Genomic DNA, 18,862 nt, shown 5'->3' with positions numbered 1-18,862 from the left:
CAAGTCTCGCGAAAACCTCAAGGGAGTAGTCACGAATGAAACAGATGGGCACATTGTTCACAGACTTATCGACCAAGTGTTTAGTTGCGGCCATTTGCGTCGGCGGCGCCGCTGCTCAGGTCGAGGCGCAGGAATTTAACGACACGGGCGACATTCTCGCGCGCTCGGCGCAGGTTGAAGACATCGAATACAAAATAATGGTGCAGCGCGCGACGCAAACCGCGATTTGGGGCATGCCTGCTGCAGGCATGATCGACTTCCTGAAAGGTATTCGCCGAGATCTGGGCGGGGATTACAACGACATTGTGTATCTCAACAAACCGTTCGACTCCAAACACGGGTTTCTGACGGCCAATGATGTAACAGCTTACGCATGGGCGTCCATGACATCTGAGCCCGGGCCTTTGGTGATCGAAGTTCCGGCAGCAACAGACAAGGTCAATTACTTCGGTACGATTGTAAACGCCTGGGATGTCCCGATTGCCGATGTTGGTCCGGACGGGTTCGACGAAGGAGAAGGTGGTAAATATCTCATGCTGCCACCCGACTATGATGGCGACATGTCAATCGAGGAACTGACTGACGCGGGATACTTGCCGTTCGAGACAGACACTTACGAATACGGGTTTTCATTCCGCCCAAAGCTGACCAACGGCGCGACTGATGCGGACGCGGCTGAATACGCACAGACGATAAAAGTCTACTACCTGTCAGAAGCCGACAACCCACCACCGAACACCTATCATGAAGCCTCTGAGGTTCCCTACGACTCCCTGCCGTACTACAACGAAACCTTCTTTCAGGACCTAAACGACTACGTCCAGAACAACCCAATCCGTCCTCAAGACAAAGTCATGGTGAACTTTCTGAAGGATCTCGGGATTGAGAAGGGTAAGCCGTTCGAGCCAACCGAACTTCAGGTGAAGGCAATGGAGGAAGGTCTGTTGCTGGCTTATGCATCCATGCAGCATTATTTTGTGACGCCAGGCAAAGCGATGTTGCCGCTATGGGTGGACGAAAACGGCGACATGAAAAGCCAATGGCTTATCTGGGACTTTGCAGAGGGTCAGGCCGAGCTTGGGTTTCCTTACGAAACTGAAACCGAAGTGCTTGTCGATGCCCGTGCCGGCGGCAGCTACTTCTGGATTACCTATTTGCCGAAACAACTTGGCGGCGGGACGTTCTACCTAACTGGTCTGCGCGACAGCGAAGGCGAGATGTATGACCACAATCAGACTTACAAGCTGAACGTGCCAGCGGACACACCCGCCGAGGATTTCTGGTCAGTCATTGTCTATTCGATGGAGACCAAGAGTTTCATCCGCGACGTCGATCCTGTGGGACTTTCCGAGCGCGACACCGACACGATGCAAGCAAACGAAGATGGTTCTTACGACATCTACTTCGGGCCTGAAGCGCCAGAGGGCATGGAAAGCAACTGGATCCCAACCACCGAGCCCTACTTCCTCCTGTTCCGCCTCTACGGCCCTGAAGAGGGCTGGCTGGAAAGCGGCTGGATGCTCGGAGATCTCAAGAAGGTCGAGTAGCTGAAACTTTTCGCAATTGAATTCGGACACTGACCGGTATTGGCACAAACCAATTGGTCAGTAATTGGAGAGGCGGTGTATGCCTCGGGACACCGTCTCTCCACAACAAACACCAAAGTGCCAAGTCGCGACAAGCGCATAAAGGCAATGAAAATGGGAGTTTCAAAATGAGAAACATTAAGACTTGTATGACAGCGATTGCGATTGCACTCGCAGTCAACACGGGACCGCTTAAGGCGCAACAATTTGGCCAAGAAAGAGCACGAGCGGTCGGTGAACTGACAGATGAAGCGGTTGTGTCCGCTCTGCGCGAAGATGGTCGCGTCTCAATGAGCGGCGGTTTTTTTGAGACCGACAGTGACGCGCTAACCGGCACGTCACCCGAGGTGTTGTTCAAAGTTGCCAGCGCGATGGCGACGCTGCCTGAAATGCGACTGGCGATCGTGGGCCATACGGACTCGGTGGGTGACTTTGCATACAACATTGACCTCGCTGAGCGCCGTGCTGCGGCCGTACGCAATGCACTGATGGGCGAACCCTACAACGTCGCGGCGGAACGTCTGGTCGCCATGGGAGCAGGTCCAATCGCGCCTGTTGCCTCGAACTTGTCCGAGGAAGGACGCGCGCTGAACCGGCGCGTGGAGTTCGTTTTGCTGAACGAAGATATGATTCAACAAAACGAGGGCGCAAACGAACAAGTTGCATTGCCTCCACAATCAGACAGAGAGTTCGCCGCAATCGTACCGCAAAACGTTTTGACACCGGACAGAGTGAAAACAGAGACACTTGGCACACTTGAGTTTTTCGATGGCATGCCTTCACCAGATACGGTTGAGAAAGTCTTCGACAATCTGGACTTGATGCGCGCAACGACTGCTTTTCTTGATGGCATGAAAATCGCGTCTCTGCGTGGAATGTTTCAAGGCTATGAAGATGTAGGCGCACAACCCAATGATGTCGTCATTGCAGAAAATCTTCTGGATGCCAGATCAATCTGGCTGACGCCTAATACAACGACTATTTACGTTGGTTCCAACGTTGATATCTCCGAAGGTCCTATGGTCATAGAGGTGCCCGCTGGCATGTTGGGCCTGTTGGACGACGCAGGGTTCGACTACGTCGCAGACATTGGCGCGCTTGGTGCAGACAAAGGCGAAGGCGGGAAATACCTGTTGATGCATCACGACGATGAAACTGCAGTGCCAGAAGGATATTTTGAACTTCGTACAAGAACAAATGAACACTGGTTGCTGCTGCGTCGCTCCCCCGGGGCAGATGGTGACACAACAGGACCAGTTGCAGAGATCAAGGCAGGGCTGAACATCTATCCGCTCAGCGCAGCCGACAATCCGCCATCGGAGAACTTCATCAATATCTCCGGCGTTCAGCACAACACAGTCCATGCCAACAACGAAGACTTCTTCGAGGAGATTCATGTAGCCTTGGATAACAATCCGGTCGGCGCTTTTGATCCAGAAATTGTTGGGACATTTGCTTCCATTGGCATCAAAAAAGGCGAACCGTTCGAACCGGACGCCAGAATGAAGGGAATCTTCAAAGAAGCAGCAGCCATCGCAAACGCGACAGCGCGTGCGATCACATATGCCTCACGGGATCCGGGGGTGTACTTCTATGAAGATCGTCAATGGAACTCGCCGTTCCAACGCCAGAGCTATCTGTTCCTTGAGGATGGCGCGCGTATTCTGGATGATCGGACATACTTCTTTTACATGGCGACAGGTATCACACCTGCAATGACTGCGCCGCCGGTTGGCACCGGGTCGGTGTATGCAATGACGGCCCGCGACAAAGATGGGGAGTATCTGGATGGTTCAAAGACCTATAAGGTAACGCTTCCCGCGCCGGTCCCTGCCAAGAACTTTGCGTCATTCATGCTCTATAGTGGGCAGACTCGTTCGATCTTGGAAACAGACCAACAATCCGGAGGGATCGACTCCAACCGGCCCGGAATAAAGCCGAACGACGATGGTAGCTTCAGCATCTATTTTGGACCGGAAGCGCCGGAAGGTTGGGAAAACAACTGGGCGCAAACAGTTCCCGGTCGAAGCTTCAATGTTATGATGCGCCTTTACGGGCCGCTTGAACCATGGTTCGACAAAAGCTGGCGGCCCGGTGATTTGGAACTCGTGGAGTAGTCTTGGAAGTTTAGGCTAGACGAGCAAATGTCTTATGGCGAACATGGACGCTCCAAGAAATTGGGGCGTCTCCAAAACCGGCCGCTTTGGGCTCGAGGCAGACGTTCGCTCAATTCCACTCAATGACTGCAATGCGGACAAAGTTGCCGTAGGCTCAATGGTTGTTGAGGACCGGTCTCAGCCCAAAGCGGACCTTTTCAACCAAGTTTTGCAGTTTAGCAGACTCGCAACGAAGCGGCATTTAGGCTATTTCCGCCCAAAAACCGCTTCCAAAGCGCGATAACCAAACCTGACTTGGAAATATCAGGTTCAATACGGGCGATACGCGTGCCAATGCTGCCCGATCAGTCAGTTGCGAAGCAATAAAACAGACCCGCCCCGCCAGAACGTGGCAGATGTTCCTCTCCGCAACCGCGCGAGCCGTGCGATGAGTTCCAGGATATCATGTTTCGAGCATCGTTGAGACCTACACGATCATGGTGCCCGACAATCGCAGATCCATCTTCACTATTCGAAGTCCAGTTGCTGCACGTCGTGTCGCCTCCTGCCGTCGAGAAGTATCCCGCGGAATCGGAGCCGGTCAGAATGTCGTGTTTGTTTGGCTGACTGCCACGCCCATTGACAGGGTTACCATTTTCGTCGAGCGCGGACTGTAGGTTAATGTTCACGCTGTTGGTGTGCAGGTCCTCAACGTTGTTGGCGATGAGCTCTCCGTTGGCATTGTACCACGGACCCGATCCGATCCGGTCGCGAGCAGAAACGCCATTGGTGATTGTCATCGGGTCGGTGCTGCGATCAATGGACATTGAGGTGCTCAGATAGGCCGCAAAAGTCTTGGTAGAACCGGTCGCGGAAGCAAGCGCATTGCAATGAGCATCGGCGCCCTCGAGACCGCCTAGATTTGCACCGTCCCCCTTGCCCACACTAGTGATGAAAAACGACATCTCCTCGCCTGCCGATTGCGCGTGTGCAGTCGCCGCGATACAGCAGATTACGAGTGCAAAAAACCCATGAGCAGTTTTTCTGTTGGTGAACTTCGACATGTGTGTCTCCCCTCGTGCTGTTTGATCACAGATGCTAGCTATATGTAACCATCAGGTCCATCCAAGTAACGGATGTATGGCACTATGGTGCTGGAGCCATTCACTACAGCCGGTCGTGCATGACCGACCGTGTGGCCCTATTCATTATTACCCAACTCCTGTCTTACGTGTTAAGTACGGTCGCTCACCTGTTCCCAGGATCATTTGTAACGATTGACTAAGGGTCGTGATGGAATGACACAAAAAATCGCTCTTTGGTCCATTCCGATATCCATTGCGGTACTGGCCCTAAAACTGTTGGCTTGGTGGCTGACAGGCTCGGTGGCGTTGTTGTCGGACGCAATGGAATCTACCGTGAATGTCGTTGCGGCGTTGCTGGCATACTTAGCAGTTCGGGTCGCCAATAAACCCCCTGATGAAAACCACCCCTTTGGTCACAAAAAAGCCGAGTATCTTTCTGCCGTCGTCGAGGGCGTACTAATTGTGTTGGCGGCGTTCTTGATCATCAGAGAAGCTGTGCTGGCAATCCCAAACCTGCATCTTGAGGATGCGCCGTTGCTTGGAATCGCCATCAATATCGTTGCAACGGGGGTGAATGGCGCATGGGCCTACTTGTTGCTCAAAACCGGAAGGCGCGAGGGGTCGCCTGCATTGGAGGCAAGCTCCCAGCACATTTTCACAGATGTAATGACTTCAGTTGGTGTAGTCGTAGGTCTGATACTTGCTCTTGTCACCGGCTGGCTGATCCTCGATCCGATCCTTGCAATTCTTGTTGCGCTGAACATCTTGTGGGAGGGCTGGAAGGTTATTCGGGCGTCTGTCGATGGCCTGATGGATGTGACCCTTTCGGATCATGACTTGCAGGCTGTTTCCAACGCAATCGAAGCAAATCTCGGCGCAGCCTTGGAATACCACGACCTCAAAGGGCGCAGATCCGCAAATGTCATCTTCGTGGAGTTTCACCTTGTTGTGGACGGCACCATGCCAGTCAGTGCAGCGCACGATATATGCAATGACATCGAGGAAGAATTGGATCGTTTGTATCCGGGTTCGGTCTTTGTCATTCACCTCGAACCTGATGACGAGTTGAAGGGTGACGGGGTTAGTTCCCACTGAACTGGTCAGATGGCTCAGCAAAACTCTCTTGGATTGACTGATCAGACTAAGACGTTCGGCTTGAAATTCGTCAGACCTAAGGCCGATGTGAGAAAGCCGGACCAGAAATAACCTGTCTTCAATGTCACGAAGCGTGATGATCAGAATTGGAGGCGAAAATGAAAATTCAAAGAAATCTGGGTCAACTTCTTAGTACAGCGACGTTGGCTTCGTTGATCGCGGCGACGCCTTATGTGCCAGCGTTCGACGCCGATGGTCGCCTACACTTTGAACCGTCATATGCCTTTGCCAAGAGCGGCAGTGGAAGCGACGGGGATGGTCGCGACGATGATCGTGACGACGACAGAGATGATGACCGCAGCGACAACTCGGGGTCGAGTAGTAGCGGCCGAGACGATGACCGGGATGATGATCGTGATGACGATAGAGACGATGATCGCGACGACGACAGGGGTGATGACCGTGACGACAATTCGGGATCAGGCAAAAGTGGTCACGACGATGATGATGACTCCAAACGCTCCAATGGAGGCAGCGGAAAGACGGATCGGTCTCAAGCGGGGGGCAAGCCATCGGGTTCGGCTGGGATAACAAAGGTCGAGACAAACGCCAGCGGCATTGAAGTACGTTACGCCGACGGAACTAAGGAGGAGATCGAAAACGGGCGGTATGAGAGAAAGAATGCGCAGAACCGAACTGTTGAGGAGCGCCCCGCGACCGGTGCTGACGTCTCAAGGCTTCGGTCATTGGCGAATGGTATCTCAATCGACAACGTCCGCTCTTCAGGGCAAGGCGGCGCTGCTGGAAGTCGGCCCACGAAAGTGGAAATCCAAGGCAACAATATCGAAGTGAACTATGCCAATGGGTGGAAAGAGGAGATCGAGTTTGGGCGCTACGAGTTGAAAGACCCGTACAACCGGACTGTTGTCGAGAGAAACGCAACGGCCTCTGATCGCCGGAGGCTACAGTCGGTTGCTAACTGAACAGTAACTTCAGTCGATGATAGGTTGGCGGCTTCTCTTTGTGACGGGCCGCCAACGTCGTCAAAGAGACCGCTGTTAATCTCCCTTGTTCCAAACATCATGTGCAATAAGCGCGGCCTCTACCCGATTGCGCGCATGAAGCTTGGACAGGATTGCAGTCATGTAATGCTTCACGGTTTTTTCCTGAAGGTCTAACTCGTCAGCGATTTCACGGTTACTCAGTCCTTTGGCAACACGTCTAAGTATTTCTTCTTCACGATGCGTAAGGTCATCGAGAATGCTGCCGTTAACAGACATGCCACTGTCAGCATTGATTTGCAGCAATACTCGCGAGGCCAAGCCGGGAGAAACGAAACCTTCACCTGCGGCGATGCTGCGTAAGGAAGCGGTTAGTTCACTCGCGGTTACGCCCTTCACAATGTACCCAATCGCGCCCGCCTCCAATGCGTCCGCGACATCGCTGCTGTTCTCTGAGACCGTCAAAATTGCAATAGCGGGTGGATTCGCCATTGCCGCAATTTTACGTGTCGCGCTTATCCCACCACCAGGCATAGAGAGGTCAAGAATAGCTATGTCCGGCTGATGCGTGCCGACCAGCAATACGGCCTCTTCAGCGTTGGACCCAGCGGCCAAAACTTCGAAGCCATCAGCTTCATCCAACGTTCGTTGCAAACCATCCCTGAATATCGGGTGATCATCAGCTATTACGACAGATGTAGTCATGATGTACCTAACTTTCTGGGAAAGAGTGTCATAGCAATGGTCGTACCTTCGCCCGGTCTCGATGCGACTTCGAACCTGCCACCAATACTCTCGACCCGATCTCGCAATCCCATAAGCCCCTGGCCACCATCGTCTCGCAACGCGGTTTCTTCTGACCTGTCAAATCCTGGTCCGTCGTCTGTGACCTTCACAACTATGCGGCCGTTCTGCGCCTCAGAGATAACAGTGCACTTGGAAGCTGGAGCATATCTCGCGGCATTGGAAAGCGTCTCCTGAAGGAACCGAAAAATGCATAGCTTGTCGGACAATGACAACTCTGGCGCCTGGCTACCCAGGAATGAAATATCCGGTCGCAACGGGCTATGTTCGGTGTGATCCTCTACGGCTCTCTTCACGACATCGACGAGCGCCAGGTTGTCGATATCCGGCGCGGACAGCCCTCGCGAAATTGCACGAATTTCAGCCAGAGATTTTTGCAAAGACTGCTGAATTTCCTCTGCCTCTTTAGGCCTTTCGGCCTCTTTGGAAAACGCCGCCTCCAGTCTTAGTGCCGCGAGCGACAGGTACTGCGCAGGACCGTCATGTAGCTCGGCACCGAGTTTCTTAAGGAACCGATCTGTTTGCGTGGCATATCTTTCTGACGCCTCGACCACACGCGAGCGCAGCAGCGCATTCTGCTCAGCCATCCTCTCACTTTCTTTCAACCGCTGTTTAAGAAGAGTCCCCTGTCGTCGAATTGTTTTGTCGCCAATTGCAACGATGGAATACAAAACAATCGTACATGCCAGAAATGCGGAACCGACGACCAACCAACTTGTTCGTCTGGCCTTGGCTAAGTCTAATTCAAGCTGGTCGGCTCTTTCGTAAAACTCCGCAACTGCGATGATTTCGCCGGACCAGAGTTCGCGGATGGGGCTGTAAACTTCAAGCAGTGGTATCCCCAATGCCGCCTCGGCGGCGCTCTCGGCATGATCAAGCTCTTCGAAAGAGCCGGAGATGTCACCGTTCCACGCCCGCCTTAGATCATCCGTTGGATTGAAACGGTTTCCAATGATGTCTGTATCCGAGGCATGCGCAATCACACCGCCTTGCTTCCAGAATTTGTAGGAAACGATACGGTCACGCATTGGCTGGGTCATGAAAATCTCGTCCAACGCCAGGCTCGCCTGGTCTGAGAGGCGGTCGCCATGTGCCAATTCCTGACTGAGTGGGGATACTACGCTTTCCATATATAGCGCGGCAGAGTTGGCGGAGTTTTGCACGACTGCGTTCTGGATTTGATTTGACACCCAGACCCCGACGATTGCGGTAGCAATGCCCATCACTAAAATGCTGGCTGCAAGAAAGACTCGCGACAGCGACCAATTGCCAATCGTCAGGTCAGTTACTTTCTCTCTCATCGTGAAATCGACTATGAACTACAATCTGTTATCGCACCACAGACCTTGGTCTGACGTGATCTGGCTAAATCTCGGGTCCTGAGCTTCCTCATAGTGGCCGGAGTCAGGTATCATCCATCGTTCTCAGTCTTTGCAGCATCGGGCATTGAACATTTCCGCTATCACAATTGGCCGTAAGCTCACTCAGAGCGTGCTCCAGGCGTTTGAGCTCATCAACTTTGCTTCGAACGCTGGCAATGTGTGCCTCGGCCAGTTCTTTCACTGACCGGCAGTCTTCGGCACTTCCTTCTGACAGCTCCAAAAGCGCCTTTGCGTCTGAGAGAGGAAACCCCAGGTCGCGGCATTTCTTCAAAAACCGAAGTCTACCCACATCGTTTGCTGAATAGAGGCGACGATTGTTCAGAGCTCGCGCGGGTTTTGGTACGATACCTTCGCGTTCGTAGTAGCGGATGGTTTCTATTCCGACCCCGGATTGCCGGGAAGCCTCACCTATCGCAATCATGTGAAGTGCCTCCACTTGATCCTGTAGTTGCTACAGGAGTTATACGCACTGAATGCTGGCGCCTCAACACAATCAAATCGCCTACCCAGGGAGCGAAAGATGAAAAAATATGTGACTCTTAGCTACCTGGGATCGGTTTCAGCTCTGGGGGTCGCGACATGCTGTGTTCTTCCAATGGCCATGATGTTGCTCGGCTTGGGTGGCAGTTGGTTGGCGATATTCGGAAAAATAGCGGCAGCAAGCTACTATGTTCTCGCCATCTCAACAGCGCTGGTTGCGGTTTCGTGGTTCGTAGCGCATCGAAACGGGACGTTAGCAAATCTGAAATGGTGGCTTGTCGGAAGCACGGCGATTACCGCGTTGGCATGGGTCATCGTGTTCAATGAGGCTGAAATCAACGATTATCTAATCATGCAGATGTGAGACAATGACAAAACAAACTGTGGTGCTCGATAGCACATTGACCTGCCCTCGGTGTGGGCACGTTGAAACTGAGAAAATGCCAACTGACTCATGCCAGTGGTTTTATGAATGCAAATCATGCAAGTCAGTTTTGAAGCCTTTAGAAGGCGATTGCTGTGTTTTTTGCTCCTACGCAACTGTCCCATGTCCGCCAATTCAGTTAGGTGACTGCCGTTGTGGATAAGCGGGACGCAACCGCGACATCCGAGAAAGATGTTGATTGTCCGTGTTGGCTCGTCCACCAAAGTTTGCAAAGTCTGGTTTCTGCGCATTTCTGTAGTTGGGGCATCGCGCAGCATCGGTCAAAGTGGGCTCGAAGCGGTCCTTCGCTGCACCAAAATCGAACGTCTGAAAATTGGCGCCAATTTTCGAACTTCTCATTCTGAGCACAAAAGGAAAGATGCTGAACTCTCAGCCTCTTTCAACATTTACCTATAGGGTCTTGCCCGGCGGGCCTCTTTTTTCGCATTTACATACAAATTTGTGAACTTTGCAAACAATCCGCTTAGATTCGCTTAAACCCGACTGGACCCGATAGTTATTAATAACAAATGGTTAAGCGACCCCAATCGAACGGTAGGTGCCTATAACCTGCCCTCCGAAGGCAGAGGCCAGAGGTTCGAATCCTCTCAGGTGCGCCATAATCATCCGATCAGTTTATCTATCCTGACGTCGCAATTCTGCATTTGTCGGTATTGCGCCCGTCGTCAGACCTTCCAGAAAAACAAAAAGCGCCCGTGGGCGCTCTGTGTTTTGGGGGGTGGGTTGTTATTAGCCGCCCCAGCTTCGGATTTCACCGCAATCCATGTGGACGAAATTCGAGCGGGAATATTTGCCAACGCCACCGGCCCGGCAGGACATTGCGGCCTTGGCCATTTGCGAGACTGAACGGGACGATAGGCGCAGGTCAGCAGCCTGACCTTTCATGTGCAATGAGTTCTTGGCAACGCGACGCGACCGTGACCGCAACATCGCGTTTGTCTGCGGCGAGCGATAACCCGACAGCAGCATATAAGGCTCGTCAACATTCAGGAGATTGTGAGAGGCAGCCATGATGTCGATGGTGCGCAGATCCATAGGTTTGACCTGATCGGTGCGCCAATCACGCATGAAGTGGTTCACTTCCTTGACGGCATCCTTGATGTATTTGCCGTCGACCCAGTAGATCATGTCGATCCGTTCACCGGTGCGACCCGAATACATGCGAATACGGCGAATGTCGCCACCGCCGCGGAGAAATCCTGCTGCATTGGAATAAGTCGGTGCCGCGACAACTGCCGTAGCTGCGAATGCGCCCAATAGGGCACGCCGGGTCAAGCCCGAAGTACTGCTCGTAGTCATTATAGTTTCGTCCCGTACTGTTCCTGCCTGCACACGATGTTACGCGCGCGTTCTTAATTTTTTCCCATCCCAGATGCCGAATTTATGGCACAGACGCGAAAGACCGCCAAGAAGTCTTTCATACTCATCTATTCAAGGGGGAATTTTCGGCAGTTTTTTGCGCAGATGATGCATTTCGGTATAGTCTTTAAGCAGATGGGTCATGCTGGTCCCTTGACGATGCAAACGCGCATCACGGCCAAAAAGAAGATTTGAAGTGATGCATTTGTGAATGGACAAGCGGTCTGACCCGCAATCATATTTGTTCGACGTGAACTGAAAAAGCGTCCAAGTTATTGAATAATCAGGGTCATCCCATGCGAGCATTTTTACGTGCGCCATCTGGTTTCATATTCGCAGCCTGCATTGCGGCGTCTGCGGCGATGGCGAACACCGATTCCAAACCCGCGACCGCGTTTCAGATGTCCGTTGCCGAATTTCTGCCCTCAGGCTCTGGAATGTCCGATTTTTACCGCTCTAACGGGTTTTCTCCGGTTTGGGTTGGCAATTCGGCCGCACATCAGGCGCGCAGGTCAGGTTTGATCCGCGCACTGTCCAGCGTTGACATGCACGGTTTGCCACAGGGCGCTTACGACGTGCAGGGTTTGCTGGCTCAGATGCAGGACGCGCAAACCCAGCGCGATCTAGGTGCGGTCGAAATGTCGCTGAGCCGTGCTTTCGTCGCCTACGCCAATGACATGTACTCGGGCGCCTTACGCCCATCCCAGATTGACGACGGGCTGGTGCGCAAGGTCGAACGCCGGACAGCCGCCCAGCATCTGCAGGGCTTGGTGGATCACGATGCCGCGTATTTTGATCTGCTTACCCCGCAAAACGCACAGTACCGCGCGCTGATGAAGCAGAAGATCGCGCTTGAAAACCTTATTCGACAAGGCGGCTGGGGGGCGGGCGTTCCCTCGGATAAGCTGGAATACGGTGACACGGGGCCGAATGTAATTAAACTGCGCAATCGTTTGATTTCCATGGGGTATTTGAAGTCCACGGCAAGCCCTGAATTCGACGATGCGTTGCTGGATGCTGTAAAGAGGTTTCAATCCGATCATGGCCTTGCTGCGGATGGGGTGGCCGGTCAAGGAACAATCTCAGAGTTGAACCGGACGGCATCTGACCGCCTGAAGTCCGTATATGTGGCGCTCGAGCGTGAACGCTGGTTGCCGAAAGAGCGGGGCGCGCGGCATATCCTTGTCAATCAGGCGGATTTTTCTGCCAAGATTGTTGATGATGGCTTGGTCTCATTCGAAACCCGGACGGTGATCGGTAAGAACACTCATGATCGGCGCAGCCCTGAATTTTCGGACGAAATGGAGCATATGGTTATCAACCCCAGTTGGTACGTGCCACGTTCGATTATCACCAAGGAATACCTGCCAAAGCTGCAGTCCAACCCTAATGCTGTTGGGCATATTCACATCACCGACCGCAGTGGTCGGCAAGTGAACCGGGGGGCCGTGGACTTTACCCAATTCAACGCTCGCAACTTTCCGTTTGCCATGCGACAGCCGCCGAGCCAAAGTAACGCTTTGGGGCTGGTAAAGTTCATGTTCCCAAATCAATACAATATCTATCTGCATGATACGCCTCAGAAATCTCTGTTCGCGCGTGAGGTTCGGGCGTTCTCGCACGGGTGTATTCGTCTGGCTCAACCGTTCGAGTTTGCCTATGCGCTTCTGGCCAAACAGGAAGAAGACCCCAAGGCGTTCTTCCATCGCATTCTTGCCACCGGAAAAGAGACCACGGTGCCGTTGGAGCAACACGTGCCGGTTCATCTGATCTATCGAACGGCCTATATCGGCCCGAAGGGTGAGGTGCAGTATCGGCGTGATGTCTACGACCGCGACCGGAAAATCTGGGAGGCGCTCCAGAAAGCAGGGGTAGCCCTGCCGGACGTTCAGGGGTAATCACCGGGTTAAGTCCTAGTTCCGGGAAGCCCGACATGCAGTACACAATTCTACAAATCGCCGAAGCCCTGGGTGCTGAATACCAGGGCGAAGGTGATCTTGCCATTGAGCGCGCAGCAGAACCCGGTGATGCGGGGCCTTTGGATTTGGCAATGGCCATGTCGCCAAAATATGCCGACGCTCTTGGTGCGGGGAACGCGCAGGCGGCGGTTCTGTGGGCAGGGGCCGATTGGCGGGCATTGGGCCTGAAGGCTGCTATTTTTGTTGCTCGTCCCAGAATGGCCATGGCCGGGATCACTTCGATGCTTGATCCGGGGCAGGGTGTTGCGCCTGGCATTCACCCCTCGGCGGTGGTTGACCCAACGGCAGAATTGGCCGACGGCGTTTCGATTGGTCCATTGGCGGTGATTGGCGCGCGCGCAAAGATCGGCAAAGGGGCCGTGATTGGCGCGCATTGTGTGATCGGAATGGATGCCGTCTTGGGTGAGAACGCGTTGCTGCGCGAGATTGTCAGCATCGGCGCCCGAGCCCAAATCGGCCATCGTTTCATTGCGCAACCGGGTGCCCGGATTGGTGGCGACGGGTTTAGCTTTGTTACGCCCGAGGTGTCAGGCGTAGAAAACGTGCGTAAAACGTTGGGTTACCAGGGCGATGCGCGGGCGCAAAGTTGGTTGCGTATCCACTCGCTTGGCGCGGTTGAAATCGGGGACGATGTCGAAGTCGGCGCAAATTGCACGGTCGATAACGGCACAATCCGAAACACGTATATCGGTGATGGCTCGAAATTGGATAATCTAGTGCATGTCGGCCACAACACGCGTGTTGGTAAAGATTGCCTACTTTGCGGACAAACAGGCGTCTCAGGTTCGGTCGAGATCGGCAATAACGTGGTTCTTGGCGGTCAAACCGGTGTGGCCGATAACATTTTTATCGGCGACGGTGTGATCGCAGGTGGGGGTACGAAAATCCTTTCCAATGTGCCGGCCGGGCGTGTGATTATGGGGTATCCGGGCGTAAAGATGGAAACGCATACGGACATGTACAAAGCCCAGCGCCGCCTTCCACGCATGGCGCGTGACGTAGAGGCGCTCAAAAAGGCTGTTTTCAAACAGGCTCCGAACGATTAAATCACCCTCAACGGGACAATCAGAGGTTCGACATGAGCATCACCGAACGCGTCATCGCCATCATCGCCGAACAGGCCGTGTTGGAACCTTCGGATGTGACGCCCGAAAGTACGCTCGAGGATCTTGGAATCGACAGCCTTGGTCTGGTGGAAAGCATTTTCGCCATCGAGGAAGAGTTCGATATCACCGTTCCATTCAATGCCAACGAACCCACGGCAAGTGATTTCGACATCTCGAACGTGGCAGCGATCATTTCCGGCATCGAAAAACTTGTGTCGGAAAAGGTCTGACACAAGATCATGAAACGCGTTGTCATTACCGGGGCCGGGACGATCAATTCGCTGGGCCACTCCGTTCCCGCCACACTTGAAGCAATGCGTGAGGGCCGCTGTGGGATTTCCGAACTGGAGTTCCGCGACGTTGAGAGGTTGGCCATCAAAATCGGTGGTCAGGTCCGGGGGTTCGAGGCCGAGGGCCGGTTTAACCGACAGCAAATGACCCTGTACGATCGGTTCACGCAGTTCACGCTGACGGCTGCTAAGGAAGCAATCGAACAATCCGGTATCGAGTTTCACGGTGATCTGGCCGCGCGGTCCGGTGTTGTGCTGGGCACGGCCGGAGGGGGCGTTTCGACGTGGGACGACAATTATCGCTCAGTCTATGAGGATGGAAAGAACCGGGTTCACCCGTTCGTCGTGCCCAAATTGATGAATAATGCTGCTGCCAGCCATGTGTCGATGGAACATAACCTCAAGGGGCCAAGTTTTACTGTTTCGACGGCCTGTGCGTCCTCGAACCACGCTATGGCGCTAGCATTTCAGATGGTGCGCAGCGGCGCTGCGCCAACGATGCTGACCGGTGGTTCGGAATCCATGCTCTGCTTTGGCGGCGTCAAAGCGTGGGAGGGACTGCGTGTCATGTCCAAGGACGCCTGCCGCCCGTTCAGCGCGAACCGGAATGGAATGGTTCAGGGTGAAGGCGCTGGAGTTTTTGTGTTCGAGGAATATGAACACGCGCGCGCCCGTGGTGCGGACATATTGTGCGAGGTCGTCGGCTTCGCGATGTCATCTGATGCCTCTGATATCGTGATGCCCAGCAAGCAGGGCGCGGCGCGGGCCATGTCGGGTGCGTTGGCCGATGCGGGGCTGAACGCAGATCAGGTAGGTTATATCAATGCGCACGGCACGGGGACGGCAGCCAACGACAAAACCGAATGTGCTGCCGTTGCTGATGTCTTTGGGCCGCATGCGGACGAGTTGATGATCTCGTCCACCAAGTCGATGCACGGTCACTTGATTGGAGGAACCGGAGCTGTTGAGTTGCTGGCCTGCATAATGGCTTTGCGCGACGGGGTGATCGCGCCAACCATAGGCTATGAAGAACCTGATCCCGAGTGCGCCTTGGACGTGGTGCCAAATGACGCGCGCGATGCCAAAGTGGATGTGGCGCTGAGCAATGCGTTTGCCTTTGGCGGCCTGAATGCGGTTTTGGCGCTGAAACGTGTCTAAGCACGTCGGGCGGAAAAGAAAGGCGACTATTTCTTCAGCCGCCTTTGTCTGCCGTTCTTAGTTTTGCTGTGCCGTCAGGCTGTCAAACCCCGACGTGAATCCCGCAAGCGACATGTCCATTGACAGAACCTGATCCGGAAAACGGGCCGGAACCAGCGACAGAACCGCTTTGCTGCCTGCTTTCATTGCGTCGACATCGCCTTGGCTCAACCCAAGTTGGGCAACGCAGCCGACAGGAACACAGTGGTGGTAATTGTAGAGTTTGCGCGGTGCTCCGTCGATTGACAGGGCAAGCTGCGCCTGAAGCAGGGTTTCAAGGGGAACGATCACACTGGCCCATGCAGCGGCAGCTCCACCAGCGGGCAATTTACCAATGGTGACTTCGGCAATAGGTTCACCCTGCTGACCGTTCAGGATCTGGACCAAGGCGCAGGGGTCATTGCCCTCTTCGGCCTTGATGCAGGAAACCTCCCAGTCGCCTGACTTTTCCTTGATGAACTGTTCGCCGACACGCGGCCCGGACTGACCCAGATCAAGACCACTGTCTGCTTGCGCCGGTTGAGATTCACCGGATTGAGTTTCCTGAGCAGCAACCGCGCCTGATAGAAGCACGGCGCCAACAATGTTGAGTGAGAGAAGTTTCTTGAACATGAACGCCTCGGCAGATTGGTTAAGCTTTTTGCCCGGTCTAACATCCTTGTGGCAGGGTGTCAGGCATTAAGCTTTCAAAATGCAGGGAAGTGATCGGAATCTTGCCGGTTTGCCGCGATTTTCGGGGCTTTTTCCAACGAAGAAGGGAGCCGGTGGAGCGGCTCCCTTCAACTGAATTTTCTCCCCGTCGGACTGGCCGACTTAGTTATGCGCAGACGTTACGAGAGGGGAGCGCATCGGTCAACTGCAAACCTGAAAATTTAATGACATAGGTCGCAATCTTAAAAAAAGCCGCGCCCGAAAGCGCGGCCAGTCGACAGGGAGGAAGATCGTTGCCTCGCACCTCTCACTGCGGAGAAAACGAATAGACTATCGCAGTTAAATATTAAATTTGTATGCTGCCGTCAGATCGGTGGATATTGGGACCATAATCATATGGAAAATGGTATTTTTTTAGGTGGCGCGGGTGACGAGTATGGCCAGCCTCAATCATTGACGTTGAAATATGCCAATCGGCATGGATTGATCGCTGGTGCGACTGGAACCGGAAAAACGGTGACATTGCAAATTCTTGCCGAGGGATTTTCGCAGGCAGGTGTTCCGGTGTTTTTGTCCGATGTTAAGGGTGATCTGTCCGGGTTGGCCAAGGCGGGTAGTGAAACGCATAAACTGCACAAGTCTTTTCACGAACGCGCCGAAAGAATTGGCTTCACAGATTATTCTTATGCGGCGTGCCCTGTCGCCTTTTGGGATCTGTTTGGCAAACAAGGGCATCCCGTCCGTACAACCGTAACTGAGATGGGGCCGCTTCTTCTGTCTCGTCTGATGGATCTGAGCGAGGCACAGGAAGGTATTTTGAACATCGCCTTTCGTGTGGCGGACGAAGAAGGGTTGCCGCTGCTGGACCTTAAGGATCTGCAATCGCTGCTGGTTTGGATCGGTGAAAATCGAACGCAGTTGTCCTTACGCTTTGGCAATGTTTCGACGGCTTCGATAGGGGCCATTCAGCGACGCCTCTTGGTTCTTGAAAACCAAGGTGGCACCAACCTGTTCGGCGAGCCAGCTTTGGAACTTGCGGATTTGATGCGCGTTGACGAAAACGGGCAGGGCGTCGTGAATATCCTTGCCTCGGACAAGCTGATGGGTGCGCCGCGTCTTTATGCGACGTTCCTTTTGTGGCTGCTTAGTGAACTGTTCGAAGAGCTGCCCGAAGTCGGCGATCCGGATAAGCCAAAGTTGGTGTTTTTCTTTGATGAGGCGCACCTGCTTTTTGAAGACGCCCCAAAAGTTTTGGTGGACAAGGTCGAACAGGTTGCGCGCCTGATCCGTTCGAAGGGGGTTGGTGTTTATTTCATTTCTCAGAACCCCGCAGATATCCCAGAAGATATTCTTGGTCAGCTCGGAAACCGGATTCAGCATGCACTGCGCGCTTTTACGGCGCGGGACAGGAAGAACCTGCGCCTTGCAGCCGAGACATATCGCGAAAACCCGGCCTTTGATACCGAGGCCGCAATCCGTGAAGTCGGGGTTGGCGAAGCCGTTACTTCGATGCTTCAGAAAAAGGGCGTGCCGGGTATTGTCGAACGTACTTTGATCAGACCGCCGGGCTCGCAGCTTGGCCCGGTAACTGCGGCCGAGCGTCAGGCCGTGATGGATACGTCCCCGATGAAAGCAAAATATGATGCGCTGCAAGACCGAGAGTCCGCCTTCGAGATTTTGAAATCCCGTGCTTCGGCCGCCGCCGCAGCCGCTGCTGAGGCCGAAGAACACGAAGAAACTCAATCCGTGGCCGAACGTGAATTTTCGACAGCGCGACGCTATTCCGGCAGCAGGGTGGGGCGGTCCTCGTCCCGCGTCACCCGCAAAAGGGATACGTTTACGTCGGCGATGAGCGAGGCGGTCATCAAAGAGCTGAAAGGCACCACCGGACGCCGCATTGTTCGCGGTATCCTTGGTGGATTGTTTAAAAACAATTAGGGGCCGCGCGCCGGACCAATTTGGTTCAGCGCGCAGCCAGCCGGATCACTTCAGGCGGCGCTGGCCTTCCTGCTTACAGTAGGCGTCCGCCTCTGGCACCGACATCTTGTCAGCCGGGAAGTCAGTGGCGCGATCCCAGATTACCCGGTCCAGGCGATAAAGCTGGCAGGTGACTTCGCCCTTGGGGGTTTGAACTTTCACCGGTGCGCTTTCGACGTCTTCGGGTGACGGAATACATCCCGACAAACCTGCGACAAGCGGTAGAAAAAGAACTGTTTTGGTGATCAAGGTTTTCATGTGAACTCTTTTCATACTCATCAGGCCGTCCGCGTTATCCAGGGTGAGAGGAACACCGGCCTGAAGCACTG

At 53.9% G+C, this 18,862-nt stretch carries 18 protein-coding genes; 11 read left to right on the top strand and 7 right to left on the bottom strand.

Annotated features, from left to right (window positions below):
* Positions 1-35 precede the first annotated feature (35 nt).
* Both GOX75_RS04940 and GOX75_RS04935 read left to right on the top strand, forming a co-directional pair.
* Positions 36-1,547 carry a DUF1214 domain-containing protein gene (locus tag GOX75_RS04940; protein WP_217354419.1) on the top strand — a complete coding sequence of 504 codons (1,512 nt, stop codon included), beginning with the start codon at positions 36-38 and terminating at the stop codon, positions 1,545-1,547.
* A 53-nt stretch (positions 1,548-1,600) separates the two neighbouring features.
* On the top strand, positions 1,601-3,703 hold the full coding sequence (locus tag GOX75_RS04935) for a DUF1214 domain-containing protein (protein ID WP_171121461.1): 2,103 nt from the start codon (positions 1,601-1,603) through the stop codon (positions 3,701-3,703).
* A 344-nt stretch (positions 3,704-4,047) separates the two neighbouring features.
* Here the strand turns inward: GOX75_RS04935 and GOX75_RS04930 are convergent, their stop codons facing one another.
* The gene (locus GOX75_RS04930) at positions 4,048-4,746 is read right to left on the bottom strand and encodes a hypothetical protein (protein ID WP_170527105.1); all 699 of its coding nucleotides are present in this window, start codon (positions 4,744-4,746) and stop codon (positions 4,048-4,050) included.
* A gap of 234 nt (positions 4,747-4,980) precedes the next feature.
* On the opposite strand from GOX75_RS04930, the gene GOX75_RS04925 reads away from it, so the two are divergent.
* Both GOX75_RS04925 and GOX75_RS20230 read left to right on the top strand, forming a co-directional pair.
* On the top strand, positions 4,981-5,862 hold the full coding sequence (locus tag GOX75_RS04925; protein ID WP_170527107.1) for a cation diffusion facilitator family transporter: 882 nt from the start codon (positions 4,981-4,983) through the stop codon (positions 5,860-5,862).
* A 158-nt stretch (positions 5,863-6,020) separates the two neighbouring features.
* The gene (locus GOX75_RS20230; RefSeq protein ID WP_174825815.1) at positions 6,021-6,845 is read left to right on the top strand and encodes a hypothetical protein; all 825 of its coding nucleotides are present in this window, start codon (positions 6,021-6,023) and stop codon (positions 6,843-6,845) included.
* 75 nt (positions 6,846-6,920) lie between these two features.
* Here GOX75_RS20230 and GOX75_RS04915 read toward each other — a convergent pair whose 3' ends face one another.
* The 3 genes from GOX75_RS04915 to GOX75_RS04905 form a co-directional block, all read right to left on the bottom strand.
* Entirely contained in the window at positions 6,921-7,568 is a 648-nt protein-coding gene (locus tag GOX75_RS04915; RefSeq protein ID WP_170527109.1) for a response regulator transcription factor, read from the bottom strand.
* Positions 7,565-8,968, bottom strand: a complete 1,404-nt coding sequence (locus GOX75_RS04910; protein WP_170527111.1) for a sensor histidine kinase — start codon at positions 8,966-8,968, stop codon at positions 7,565-7,567. The genes GOX75_RS04915 and GOX75_RS04910 overlap by 4 nt, the downstream gene beginning before the upstream one ends.
* A 103-nt stretch (positions 8,969-9,071) precedes the next feature.
* A complete protein-coding gene (locus tag GOX75_RS04905) occupies positions 9,072-9,470 on the bottom strand; it encodes a MerR family transcriptional regulator (RefSeq protein ID WP_170527113.1) in 399 nt (132 codons plus the stop codon).
* A gap of 99 nt (positions 9,471-9,569) precedes the next feature.
* Here GOX75_RS04905 and GOX75_RS04900 point away from each other — a divergent pair, with 99 nt between their 5' ends.
* Positions 9,570-9,893 carry a hypothetical protein gene (locus tag GOX75_RS04900; RefSeq protein WP_170527115.1) on the top strand — a complete coding sequence of 108 codons (324 nt, stop codon included), beginning with the start codon at positions 9,570-9,572 and terminating at the stop codon, positions 9,891-9,893.
* A 4-nt stretch (positions 9,894-9,897) separates the two neighbouring features.
* Positions 9,898-10,116, top strand: a complete 219-nt coding sequence (locus GOX75_RS20310) for a GDCCVxC domain-containing (seleno)protein (protein ID WP_254428764.1) — start codon at positions 9,898-9,900, stop codon at positions 10,114-10,116.
* A 587-nt stretch (positions 10,117-10,703) separates the two neighbouring features.
* Here GOX75_RS20310 and GOX75_RS04895 read toward each other — a convergent pair.
* On the bottom strand, positions 10,704-11,273 hold the full coding sequence (locus GOX75_RS04895; protein ID WP_171121460.1) for a DUF882 domain-containing protein: 570 nt from the start codon (positions 11,271-11,273) through the stop codon (positions 10,704-10,706).
* Between the two features lie 356 nt (positions 11,274-11,629).
* Here GOX75_RS04895 and GOX75_RS04890 point away from each other — a divergent pair, with 356 nt between their 5' ends.
* From GOX75_RS04890 to GOX75_RS04875, 4 genes are read left to right on the top strand one after another with little or no spacing between them, the layout of a single operon-like run.
* Entirely contained in the window at positions 11,630-13,231 is a 1,602-nt protein-coding gene (locus GOX75_RS04890; protein ID WP_171121459.1) for a murein L,D-transpeptidase, read from the top strand.
* Positions 13,232-13,266: 35 nt separating this feature from the next.
* Positions 13,267-14,358 (top strand): UDP-3-O-(3-hydroxymyristoyl)glucosamine N-acyltransferase, encoded by a 1,092-nt coding sequence (lpxD, locus tag GOX75_RS04885; RefSeq protein ID WP_171121458.1) that lies wholly within the window; start codon positions 13,267-13,269, stop codon positions 14,356-14,358.
* A 32-nt stretch (positions 14,359-14,390) separates the two neighbouring features.
* Positions 14,391-14,648, top strand: a complete 258-nt coding sequence (locus tag GOX75_RS04880) for an acyl carrier protein (protein WP_171121457.1) — start codon at positions 14,391-14,393, stop codon at positions 14,646-14,648.
* Positions 14,649-14,657: 9 nt separating this feature from the next.
* Entirely contained in the window at positions 14,658-15,866 is a 1,209-nt protein-coding gene (locus tag GOX75_RS04875; protein WP_171121456.1) for a beta-ketoacyl synthase, read from the top strand.
* Between the two features lie 57 nt (positions 15,867-15,923).
* Here the strand turns inward: GOX75_RS04875 and GOX75_RS04870 are convergent, their stop codons facing one another.
* Entirely contained in the window at positions 15,924-16,517 is a 594-nt protein-coding gene (locus tag GOX75_RS04870) for an invasion associated locus B family protein (RefSeq protein ID WP_171121455.1), read from the bottom strand.
* A 435-nt stretch (positions 16,518-16,952) separates the two neighbouring features.
* On the opposite strand from GOX75_RS04870, the gene GOX75_RS04865 reads away from it, so the two are divergent.
* Positions 16,953-18,494: a helicase HerA-like domain-containing protein gene (locus GOX75_RS04865; RefSeq protein WP_171121454.1), complete on the top strand. Its 1,542-nt coding sequence runs from the start codon at positions 16,953-16,955 to the stop codon at positions 18,492-18,494.
* 45 nt (positions 18,495-18,539) lie between these two features.
* Here the strand turns inward: GOX75_RS04865 and GOX75_RS04860 are convergent, their stop codons facing one another.
* Complete coding sequence (locus tag GOX75_RS04860) at positions 18,540-18,812, bottom strand: hypothetical protein (protein WP_254428763.1); 273 nt, start codon at positions 18,810-18,812, stop codon at positions 18,540-18,542.
* Between the last annotated feature and the right edge of the window lie 50 nt (positions 18,813-18,862).

It is taken from the genome of Ruegeria sp. HKCCD7251 (genome assembly GCF_013031165.1).
In the GTDB taxonomy this organism is placed as follows: domain Bacteria; phylum Pseudomonadota; class Alphaproteobacteria; order Rhodobacterales; family Rhodobacteraceae; genus Ruegeria.
Note: the sequence above shows the minus strand (reverse complement) of the source record. Positions and strands in the feature narration are given on the sequence as shown.